This window comes from Actinocorallia libanotica (assembly GCF_039525175.1).
Taxonomy (GTDB): domain Bacteria; phylum Actinomycetota; class Actinomycetes; order Streptosporangiales; family Streptosporangiaceae; genus Actinocorallia; species Actinocorallia libanotica.
Map to the genome: position 1 here is coordinate 1 of NZ_BAAAHH010000081.1, position 9,922 is coordinate 9,922.

12 protein-coding genes are annotated in these 9,922 nt (G+C 73.3%); 8 read left to right on the forward strand and 4 right to left on the reverse strand.

Features of this window, described 5'->3' with window-relative positions; genetic code table 11:
• Nucleotides 1-478, forward strand: a 478-nt coding sequence (locus ABD140_RS39260) for a LutC/YkgG family protein (protein ID WP_344248039.1), incomplete at its 5' end; no start/stop codon positions are given.
• A gap of 6 nt (nt 479-484) precedes the next feature.
• On the opposite strand, the gene ABD140_RS39265 is transcribed toward ABD140_RS39260, so the two are convergent.
• Nucleotides 485-1,045, reverse strand: a complete 561-nt coding sequence (locus ABD140_RS39265) for a TetR/AcrR family transcriptional regulator (protein ID WP_344248041.1) — start codon at nt 1,043-1,045, stop codon at nt 485-487.
• Between the two features lie 207 nt (nt 1,046-1,252).
• Between ABD140_RS39265 and ABD140_RS39270 the strand changes: the two genes are divergently transcribed.
• The 3 genes from ABD140_RS39270 (at nt 1,253) to ABD140_RS39280 (ending at nt 2,788) form a co-directional block, all read left to right on the forward strand.
• Nucleotides 1,253-1,642, forward strand: a complete 390-nt coding sequence (locus ABD140_RS39270) for a plectin (protein ID WP_344248043.1) — start codon at nt 1,253-1,255, stop codon at nt 1,640-1,642.
• A gap of 173 nt (nt 1,643-1,815) precedes the next feature.
• The gene (locus tag ABD140_RS39275) at nt 1,816-2,469 is read left to right on the forward strand and encodes a maleylpyruvate isomerase N-terminal domain-containing protein (RefSeq protein WP_344248045.1); all 654 of its coding nucleotides are present in this window, start codon (nt 1,816-1,818) and stop codon (nt 2,467-2,469) included.
• A 70-nt stretch (nt 2,470-2,539) separates the two neighbouring features.
• The gene (locus tag ABD140_RS39280; RefSeq protein ID WP_344248047.1) at nt 2,540-2,788 is read left to right on the forward strand and encodes a hypothetical protein; all 249 of its coding nucleotides are present in this window, start codon (nt 2,540-2,542) and stop codon (nt 2,786-2,788) included.
• A gap of 19 nt (nt 2,789-2,807) precedes the next feature.
• Here ABD140_RS39280 and ABD140_RS39285 read toward each other — a convergent pair whose 3' ends face one another.
• A complete protein-coding gene (locus ABD140_RS39285) occupies nt 2,808-3,305 on the reverse strand; it encodes an NUDIX domain-containing protein (protein WP_344248049.1) in 498 nt (165 codons plus the stop codon).
• A 226-nt stretch (nt 3,306-3,531) separates the two neighbouring features.
• Between ABD140_RS39285 and nirB the strand changes: the two genes are divergently transcribed.
• The 4 genes from nirB to ABD140_RS39305 are packed head-to-tail and all read left to right on the forward strand — an operon-like array spanning nt 3,532 to nt 8,299.
• The gene (nirB, locus tag ABD140_RS39290) at nt 3,532-6,051 is read left to right on the forward strand and encodes a nitrite reductase large subunit NirB (RefSeq protein ID WP_344248051.1); all 2,520 of its coding nucleotides are present in this window, start codon (nt 3,532-3,534) and stop codon (nt 6,049-6,051) included.
• The gene (nirD, locus tag ABD140_RS39295; RefSeq protein ID WP_344248053.1) at nt 6,048-6,386 is read left to right on the forward strand and encodes a nitrite reductase small subunit NirD; all 339 of its coding nucleotides are present in this window, start codon (nt 6,048-6,050) and stop codon (nt 6,384-6,386) included. Before nirB ends, nirD begins: the two co-directional genes overlap by 4 nt.
• Nucleotides 6,383-7,576, forward strand: coding sequence for a uroporphyrinogen-III synthase (locus tag ABD140_RS39300; protein ID WP_344248055.1), 1,194 nt, complete (start codon nt 6,383-6,385; stop codon nt 7,574-7,576). Before nirD ends, ABD140_RS39300 begins: the two co-directional genes overlap by 4 nt.
• Nucleotides 7,577-7,612: 36 nt before the next feature.
• Complete coding sequence (locus tag ABD140_RS39305) at nt 7,613-8,299, forward strand: sirohydrochlorin chelatase (protein WP_344248057.1); 687 nt, start codon at nt 7,613-7,615, stop codon at nt 8,297-8,299.
• A 7-nt stretch (nt 8,300-8,306) separates the two neighbouring features.
• Here the strand turns inward: ABD140_RS39305 and ABD140_RS39310 are convergent, their stop codons facing one another.
• Nucleotides 8,307-8,771: an SRPBCC family protein gene (locus ABD140_RS39310; RefSeq protein WP_344248059.1), complete on the reverse strand. Its 465-nt coding sequence runs from the start codon at nt 8,769-8,771 to the stop codon at nt 8,307-8,309.
• A gap of 60 nt (nt 8,772-8,831) precedes the next feature.
• The coding region (locus tag ABD140_RS39315; RefSeq protein ID WP_344248061.1) for an RNA polymerase sigma factor at nt 8,832-9,922 on the reverse strand (1,091 nt) is incomplete at its 5' end.

The following is a 9,922-nucleotide window of genomic DNA, read 5'->3' on the forward strand; positions in this document are numbered from 1 at the left end:
CGTGGACCTGTTCGCCGAGCGGGCCGCCGAGCACGCCGGGGGAGGCACCGCGGTCCGGCACGTGGGGGCCGACGGCCTGGGCACCGCCGTGGCCGCGGCGCTGTGGGCGCGCGGGGCCGGGCGCATCGCCGTCCCGGCCGACCTGCCCTTCGGATGGCTGGCGGGGCTGCGGGGCGTGGAGGCGCTGGCCGACTCCCCGCCGCTGGAGCACGACGAGCTGGCGGAGGCCGACGGGGCGGTGACGGGCTGCGCGCTGGCCGTCGCCGAGTCCGGGACGGTCGTGCTGGACGGCGGCGCGGCCCAGGGCAGGCGGGCGCTGACCCTGGTGCCCGACTACCACCTGTGCGTGGTGCGGGCCGAGCAGATCGTCGGCACGGTGCCCGAGGCGCTGGCCCGGCTGGCGCCGGGCCGCCCGCTGACGTGGGTCTCGGGCGGCGCCGGCGCACGCGTCCTGGAACTGCTCATCGTGGAGGAGTGAGGCCGCCTACAGCAGCGCGGTGAGCATCCCCGACAGCAGGACCTCCAGGCCGTCCTCGAACCGGCGGTCCCAGTCGACCGGGTAGGGCTGGGGGCCCTCCAGCCCGCGCACCTCCAGGGCGGCGTGGCCGATGAGGAAGGACAGCAGGGTGTGCGCGGCGGGCGCCGCGGCGGCCTCCAGGAAGCCGCCGAGCCGCAGGACCTCGGTCAGGGAGCGGGAGGTGGCGGCGAGCGCGGCGGGGTTGCGGCGGGTGACGACCAGCGGCAGCACCCCGGCGTGCTCGACCAGCCGCGTCCGGTAGGCGCGGGCCCAGGCGCGGATGCGGTCGCGCCAGTCCTCCCCGGCCAGGGGCCGGGTGTCGGCGGGCAGGGCCGCCACGTGCGCGACCAGCCCGTCGAGCAGCTCCTCCTTGCCGCGCGGCAGGTGGTGGTAGATCGCCATCGCCTCGACCTGCAGGGCGTCGCCCAGGCGGCGCATGGTCAGGCGCCCCAGGCCCTGCCCGTCGACGATGTGCAGCGCGGCCTGGATGATGCGGTCGCGGGTGAGCGGTTCACGCAGGGTGTTCACGGCTGCCTCTCGTGGGGTCGCGGCGGTGCGGCGATCCTGGCGGACACCCCTTACCTTACTACGTAAAGGCAGCGGGCGGTACACCTTCCGGCGCGCCCGCGGGCGCGCCCCCCGAGAAGACCGCACGAAACCTCGCCGCGGGGATGCCGTGCGGGCCCCGGACGCGTAGGCTGCTGGCCCAGAACGTGGACGGAAGGGATTGTGATCATGGTCTTCGGCCGACGCACCAGCCCGGAGGACGCGGCGCGTTACGCCGCCGACCGCGAGACCGCCCGGGAGTACCCCGGCCGGATCGCCGCCGTCGAGCGGGCCGAGGCCGCCCTGCTCCAGGCGCGGAGCGGTCACGCCTCCGGCACCGAGGTGCGGGGCCTGCACGGCGCGCTGGAGGACGCCCTGCGCGAGGCGATCGCCGCGGCGGAGGCGGCCGAGCGGGTCGCGATGGGGCCGCGCACCTACGGTTCCACCAGGGCCGCCGAGATCTCTCGGCGCAAGGCGCGGGCGAAGGCCGCCGTCCGCCCCTACAGTGAGGAACTGGACCGGCTGCGGACCGCTCGCGAGGCGCACAAGCTGAGCTTCCGGGCCCTCACCCGGGTCTAGTCCGCGCCCGCCGCGCGGGCGCGGCGGACGTGTTCCCGGCGCGGCTGTGCGCCGAGTGGCACGGCGGCCGGAACTCTGAGAATCTGACCTGCGCGCACGCGGTCGGCCGCGGAGGGTAACCGGCGTGGCGAGGTACCTGAGCCAGCGGCTCGGCGGGGGATGGGGGAGACGACTTGGATCGCAGGCCGCCCGACGGGGACCGGGTGCTGGAGTCCTACCGGGCGGGCGTCGCGGCCATCAGGTGGTTCGCGGCCCGCTGCACGGACTGGGACGCCCTCACCCCCTGCCCGGAGTGGCTGGCGGTCGACCTGGCGGGGCATCTGCGCTGCGTGGCGGAGAACAACCTGGAGTACCTGCAGGACGCCCCCGACAGCCGGCTGGCCAAGCTCTTCGCCCAGGACACCGCCACGGCCGTGCTCATCCGCCAGCAGGCCCGCCAGAACGCCGCCGAGCTGGCGGTCCTGCCGCCGGAGTCGGGCCGGGAGCGGATCATGTCGTTCACGGTGTCGGCGGACGCCTACCTCGACCTGATCCCCGACTTCTGGAACCGCACCCACCTGATCTACCGGGGCACCAAGTACACCGTCGGCGACCACACGGGCTCGGCGAGCGTGGAGTGGCACCTGCACGCCTGGGACCTGGCGCGGGCGATCGGCGAGGACTACCGCCCCGCCGATCCCGAGGTGCTCCTCACCGCGTGGGCGTGGGGAGTGCCGCACCTGCCCCTGTGCGGCGAGGACGATCCGTGGATCCGGGTGCTGCGCTCCTCGGGCCGCTCCCAGGAATGGACCAGGGAGAACCCGGTGCGGGCCCGTCGCCGCAGGTGAGCCGCGCATGAGCGGACGGGCCCGAGGGTAGGTCCGCATCGTTGGGGATGCGATTCGGGGGGAGTTCGCCATGGGCAGGTGCGAGGTCTGCGGTAACGACTACGACCTGGCGTTCGAGGTGCGCACGCAGGGTTCGGTGCACGTGTTCGACAGTTTCGAGTGCGCGATCAGCCGGCTGGCGCCGATCTGCGAGCACTGCTCGTGCCGGGTGATCGGCCACGGGGTGGAGGTCGACCGGCACTGGTACTGCTCGGCGCACTGCGCCAGGTCCAGCGATCCGGCCGGCGCCGAGCAGATCCGCGACCGGGCCCCCGCCTGACGGCCGCGGGCCTCCTCTTCTAGCGGCGGGCGCCGGGCCGGGGGAGCGCGGCCCGCGGGTGCGACCCGTCCTCCAGGTAGAGCGTGCGCCCCCGGGAGGCCAGGACGGATTCCAGGCGGCGGGCGATGTGCGGCGGGGCGAAGCCGGGGATCTCCTCCCGCGCCACCAGCCGGTGGCCGGAGAGCTCGTCGGGCGGCAGGACGATCCGGGCGACCTGGGCGGCGGTGATCCGGCCGGCGAAGACCCAGACGTTGGTGGCGTCGATCTCGCCTTCGGGCGGCGCCCAGTCGAAGCAGGCGATCCCGTCGAGGTCGGGGACGAGGCCCAGTTCCTCCTGGCATTCGCGCAGGCAGGCGGCGAGGGGGGACTCGCCCTGTTCGATCACCCCGCCGGGCAGGAACCACCCGGCCTTGTAGGTGGGCTTGACCAGCAGGACGCGGTCGTGTTCGTCGAGGAGCAGGGCGGAGGCCGCCCCGCGGGTACGGGGGAGGGAGGCGAAGTACTCGGCGTCGGACATGTCTCGACATTAAGCCAAGGAGGGAAAGGGGTACCGCAGGTCGGCCGGTGTCGGAACCCGGCGTGACTTCGAGTCACGGCGGACTTTGCGTTTTGGTGAAAAAAGCGCCTTTTGTCCGACTGCTGGTCACGTCATGACAACGGGCGTGTCTCGACGTGAGCGTGTTTTAACACAGGGGTGACAATGGGGACGCGGACGTGAAACGCGCTCTTCCGAATATCTGGTCATGGCAGTTGGAGGAGAGGCAACCCCGGAACGCCTGGTGGTGGTGGGCCACGGCCCGGCCGCGCACCGGCTGGTCGAAGCCCTGCGCGAGCGTGACACCGCAGGGGCATGGAAGGTCACGGTCGTCGGCGAGGAACCGCGCACCGCGTACGACAGGGTCGCGCTGACCACGCACCTGGAGGGCGCGGACCTGGCCTACCCTCCGCACGGCGACGAGGTCACGGTGCTCACCGGCGAGCGGGTCGTCTCGATCGACCGGGAGGCCCGCGCGGTCACCACCTCGGCCGGACGCGTCCTGGGCTACGACGCCCTGGTGCTGGCCACGGGCTCCGCCCCGTTCGTCCCCCCGGTGGAGGGGAAGGACCTGCCCGGTGTCTTCGTCTACCGCACCATCGAGGACCTGGACGCCATCCGCGCCTACGCCGAGGGCCGCTCCAGCGGCGCGGTGATCGGCGGCGGCCTGCTCGGCCTGGAGGCGGCCCGCGCCATCCAGGGCCTGGGCCTGGCCAGCGGCGTGGTGGAGGTGGCGCCCTGGCTGATGCCGCGCCAGCTCGACGAGGGCGGCGGCGCCATGCTGCGCCGCCACATCGAGGCGCTGGACATGGCCGTGCACGCCGGGACCCCGATGTCCCGCCTGGCGGCGGGCGAGGACGGCGCGGTCGCCAAGGTCGTGCTGCAGGACGGCTCGGAGATCGACGCGCAGGTCGTGGTGTTCTCCGCGGGCATCCGCCCGCGCGACGAGCTGGCCCGGGAGTGCGGCCTGAAGGTCGGCGAGCGCGGCGGCGTCGTCGTGGACGCCGCCTGCCGCACCGAGGACCCCGACGTCTACGCCATCGGCGAGTGCGCGCTGATCGGCGGCATGGTCTACGGCCTGGTCGGCCCCTGCTTCTCCATGGCCGAGGTGGTCGTCGACCACCTGCTCGACGGCGACAGCTCCGCCTCCTTCGAGGGCGCCGACCTGTCGACCAAGCTCAAGCTGATGGGCGTGGACGTCGCCAGCTTCGGCGACCCTTTCGCCGACGCGGCCGGCGCCCTGGGCGTCACCTACACCGACCCCGTCGCCGGCGTCTACAAGCGGCTCCTGGTCAGCGACGACGCCCGGACACTGCTCGGGGGCGTCCTGGTCGGCGACGCCGAGTCCTACTCCACGCTGCGCGCCTACGTGGGCGGCACGCTGCCCGGCGCGCCCGAGCAGATGCTCTTCGGCGGCACCGAGGCCGCCGGCGGCGACCTGCCCGGCGCGACGGTGATCTGCTCGTGCAACAACGTGACGGCCGAGAAGATCCGCTGCGACATCGCCGAGCACGAGCTGCGCGACGTCCCGGCGGTCAAGAGCTGCACCCGCGCCGGCTCCAGCTGCGGCAGCTGCGTCCCGCTGGTCAAGAAGCTGCTGGACGCCGAGCTGGCCGCGGCCGGCATCGAGGTCAGCAAGGCCATCTGCGAGCACTTCGCCTACTCCCGGGCCGAGCTGTTCGACATCATCCGCGTCCGCGGGATCACCGCCTTCAGCCGGCTCATCGCCGAGCACGGCACGGGCCGCGGCTGCGACATCTGCAAGCCCACGGTCGCCTCCATCCTGGCCAGCCTCGGCAACGGCCACGTCCTCAAGGGCGAGCAGGCCGCGCTGCAGGACACCAACGACCACTTCCTGGCCAACATGCAGAAGAACGGCACCTACTCGGTGGTGCCGCGCATCCCCGGCGGGGAGATCACGCCGGAGAGGCTCATCGTGATCGGCGAGGTGGCCCGCGACTACGGCCTCTACACCAAGATCACCGGCGGGCAGCGCATCGACCTGTTCGGGGCCCGGGTCGAGCAGCTCCCGCAGATCTGGAAGCGCCTGGTGGACGCCGGGTTCGAGTCCGGACACGCCTACGGCAAGTCGCTGCGGACGGTGAAGTCCTGCGTCGGCTCGACCTGGTGCCGCTACGGCGTCCAGGACTCCGTGGGCATGGCGATCCGGCTGGAGCTGCGCTACCGCGGCCTGCGCGCCCCGCACAAGCTCAAGTCCGCCGTGTCCGGCTGCGCCCGCGAGTGCGCCGAGGCCCAGTCCAAGGACTTCGGTGTCATCGCCACCGAGAAGGGCTGGAACCTCTACCTGGCGGGCAACGGCGGCATGCGGCCCCGCCACGCCGACCTCTTCGCCACCGACCTGACCGACGAGCAGCTCATCACCTGCATCGACCGGTTCCTGATGTTCTACATCCGCACCGCCGACCGGCTGCAGCGCACGTCCGTCTGGATGGAGGGACTCGAGGGCGGCCTGGACTACCTGCGCGAGGTCGTCCTGGAGGACCGGCTGGGCATCTGCGCCGAGCTGGACGCCGCGATGGACCGGCACGTGACGGACTACTCCGACGAATGGGACGACGCCCTCAACGACCCCGAGGTGCTGAGCCGGTTCGTCTCCTTCGTCAACGCGCCCGAGACCCCCGACCCGAGCATCGCGTTCGAGGTCGAACGTGACCAGATCAAGCCGGTCCTGGTGGCCGGCACCAGCCTGGAGGTGATCAGCAAGTGACCGTTACCGCCGTCGCTACCTGGGTCGACGTCTGCTCCTATGTCGAGCTCCTGCCCGAACGGGGCGCCTGCGCGCTGGTGGAGGGCAGGCAGGTCGCCGTCTTCCGCACCTTCGACGGCGAGCTGTACGCGTTGTCGAACCTCGACCCCTTCAGCAACGCGTACGTGCTCTCGCGGGGCATCCTCGGCTCCCGCAACGGGGTGCCGACGGTGGCGTCCCCCATGTACAAGCAGGTCTTCGACCTGACGACGGGCCTGTGCCTGGATGATCCGGCGACGTCCGTCCCCACCTATTCCATCAGGCTCAACGGCGACCGTGTGGAAGTGATGACGTGACGATTCAGGCGGGTGTGCTGAACAACAGTGAGCCCCTCTCGGGGTTCGCCGTCGGGGTGACAGCGGCCCGCCGGCACGAGGAGCTGGCCGCCCTGCTCGAAAGACGGGGCGCCCGCGTCGTGCACGCCCCGGCCATCCGGCTGGTCCCGCTCCAGGACGACGCCGAACTGCTGCACGCCACCGAGGAGTGCCTGAACCGGCCGCTGGACTACGCGGTCATCACCACCGGGATCGGGTTCCGCGCCTGGCTGGAGACCGCCGACGGATGGGGGATGCGGGACGCGCTCGTCGAGCGGCTGGGCGGCGTCCGGGTCATGGCGCGCGGCCCCAAGGCCCGCGGCGCGGTCCGCTCGGTGGGCCTGCAGGAGGCGTGGTCGCCGGAGTCCGAGAGCTGCGAGGAGGTGCTCAAGCACCTCCTGGAGTGCGGCCTGGAGGGCACCCGCATCGCCGTGCAGCTGTACGGCGAGCGGCTGCCGGAGTTCACCGACGCGCTGCGCGAGCGCGGCGCGGAGGTGATCGAGGTGCCGGTGTACCGCTGGTCCAGGACCGACGACCCGACCCCGCTGCGCCGCCTCGTCGGGCAGGCGGTCGCCGGGACGGTCGATGCGATCACCTTCACCAGCTCCCCGGCGGTGAGCGCCACCCTGGCGGTGGCCGCCGAGGACGGGCTGGAGGACGCGCTGATCGAGGCGCTGCGCACCCACGTGGTGGCGGCGTGCGTGGGGCCGGTCACCGCCAACGCGCTCACCGAGCACGGGGTGCCGACGGTCCAGCCGGAGCGCGCCCGCATCGGCGCGCTGGTGCGGGCGCTGGTGGAGAACCTGCCGGTCCGCCGCTCCCGCCGCCTGCACGTGCGGGGCCACGCGCTGGAGCTGCGCGGCCACGCGGTCGTGCTGGACGGCCAGCTCAGGCCGATCGCCCCGGCGCCCATGGCGATCCTGCGGGCGCTGGCGCGCCGTCCGGGCCACGTGGTCTCGCGCGCGGAGCTGTGCGGGGTGCTGCCCTCGCGGGTGGTGGCCGCGGGTTCGGCCTGGGCGGTCCGCGACAACGGGCGCCCGCAGGCCGACGAGCACGCGGTGGAGATGGCGGTGGCGCGGCTGCGCCGGGGCCTGGGCCGGACGGGGATCGTCGAGACGGTCGTCAAGCGCGGATACCGGCTGGCCTGCGATCCGGTCCGCGGGAGCTTGTAGCGGCCGAGACGGCCGCGGAACATCGGGGAGGTAGACGTGTCGGTTCTGCTCGGGGTGGCGCACGGCACCCGTGATCCCGCGGGGGCTCGGGTCGTCCGGGAGCTGCTGGCCCTGGTCCGGGCGGCGCGTCCGGAGCTGACGGTGGGGGAGGCCTACGCCGAGATCTCCGCCCCGTCGGTGGGCGAGGCGGTGCGGGAACTGGGATACGGGCCGCTGGTGGCGGTGCCGCTGCTGCTGGGCCGCGGCCACCACGTCCACGTGGACATCCCCGAACAGCTGGCCGAGGTGGGCGCGGACGCCGTGGTCTCGCGCCCCCTCGGTCCCCACCGTGAACTGACGGGCGTGCTGGTGGACCGGCTGGGCGAGGCGACGGCGGCCGACGCGGTGGTGCTGGGCGCCGCTGGCTCGACCGATCCGCGGGGCCTGGCCGACGTGCGGTCCGCGGCCCGGCTGCTGGGCAGGGCGCTGGGCCGCCCGGTGCCCTACGGGTTCGTCGGCGGGCCGGGCCCGGCACTGGCGGACGTGGTGGCCGAGGCCAGGAGCGGCGGCGCGCGGAGCGTGGCGGTGGCGTCCTACCTGCTGGCGCCGGGGTTCTTCCAGCGGAGGCTGGAGGCGGCGGGCGCGGACTTCACCGCCGCCCCCCTGGGCGCGCACCAGGGGCTGGCGAGGCTGATCCTGCGCCGGTACGACGAGGTGGGCGTGCGGGTCCGGGAGGTGGCCTGAGCGGCGCTCAGCCGGTCTCCACCAGCCCTTCGGGGCGGCCGCCCGCCGCCAGCAGGTCGAGGGCGGCCATGGCGGCCCTGGTCTGGCTGCGCGCCTCGACTCCGGCGACCCGCACGAGCACGCTCCCGGCGCGCCCGCCGAACACCTCGTAGCGGCAGGTCATCAGCGACCCCGTGCCCAGCGGTTCGAGCCGGAAGGCGGCGCGCAGCCGCGCGCGGGCGGTGAGCGGGGTCTCCAGGACGGCCAGGCGGGCGGGCAGCACCTCCTCGAACGTCCAGTGGAGCTCGCCGGTCATGCCCAGGACGGTGACGCACTGGACGAAGGCGTCGCCGGTCCTGGGCGGCGTCTCGGGCGGTTCGGGGAAGGAGTCGTGGACCGCCAGCCACTCGTGGTAGCGGTCGAACCGCAGCAGCAGGCGCCACAGGCTGTCGGGGGAGGCGGCGAGTTCTGCGGAGACGGTGAGGGTCGCCATCGGCACTCCGGGATAGGGGGATGAATCCCTCATGCCCGGCGATGGCGCCCCTCATGCCACTCAGACCGCGAAGTCCAGCAGGGGCTGGGCGTTGCTGGGGTGGCGCAGCTTGGACAGCGACTCCTTCTCCAGCTGGCGGATGCGCTCGCGGGTGAGGCCGAGGTGCTTGCCGATCTCGTCCAGCGTGCGCGGGGTGCCGTCGTAGAGCCCGAACCGCATCGCCATGATCTTGGCCTCGCGCGGGGAGAGCACCGCCAGGGCGCGGCGCAGCTGGTCGGCCATGAGCTGGCGGTCGACCAGCTCCGAGGCCTCGGGGCTGTCGGTGTCCTCGATGAGGTCGCCGATGCGGGTCTCGCCGTCCTCGCCGATGGTGGAGTCCAGGCTGATCGGCTGGCGGCTGGTGCGCAGCAGCTCGCGGACCTGCTCGGGGCTCTTGCCCATCTCGACCGCGATCTCCTCCGGGGTGGGCTCCCGGCCCAGCCGCTGGTGCATGTCGCGCTCGACGCGGCTGAGCTTGCTCAGCAGCTCCAGGACGTGGACGGGCAGGCGGATGGTGCGGGCGGAGTCGGCGAAGCCGCGCTGGATGGCCTGGCGGATCCACCACATGGCGTAGGTGGAGAACTTGTAGCCCTTGTTGTAGTCGAACTTCTCCACCGCGCGGATCAGGCCGAGGTTGCCCTCCTGGACCACGTCCAGCAGGGACAGGCCGCGGTCGGAGTACTTCTTGGCCACCGAGACGACCAGCCGCAGGTTGGCCTCGAGCATGTGCGCCTTGGCGCGGTTGCCGTCTTCGGCCACCCACTCCAGCTCCTCGCGGAAGGAGGCGGGCAGGTCCTGCTCGGTCTCCAGCCTGTGCTCGGCGTACAGGCCGGCCTCGATGCGCTTGGAGAGGTCGACCTCCTGCTCGGCGGTGAGCAGCTGGCGGCGGCCGATGGCCTTGAGGTAGGTGTGGACCGAGTCGCCCATCACCGAGCTGTTGTCGTCGAGGTCGCGGGTGCTGACCTCCTCGACCTCCTCCTCGGCCGAGGGGTCGAAGCCGGCGTCGTCCTCGTCCAGGGCGATCTTGTCGGGCGCGGTCTGCACCGCGGTCGCCTTGGCGGGCGGCTCGGCGGGCGCGGCGGTCGCGGTCTCCGGGGCGGCGTCCTCCTGGC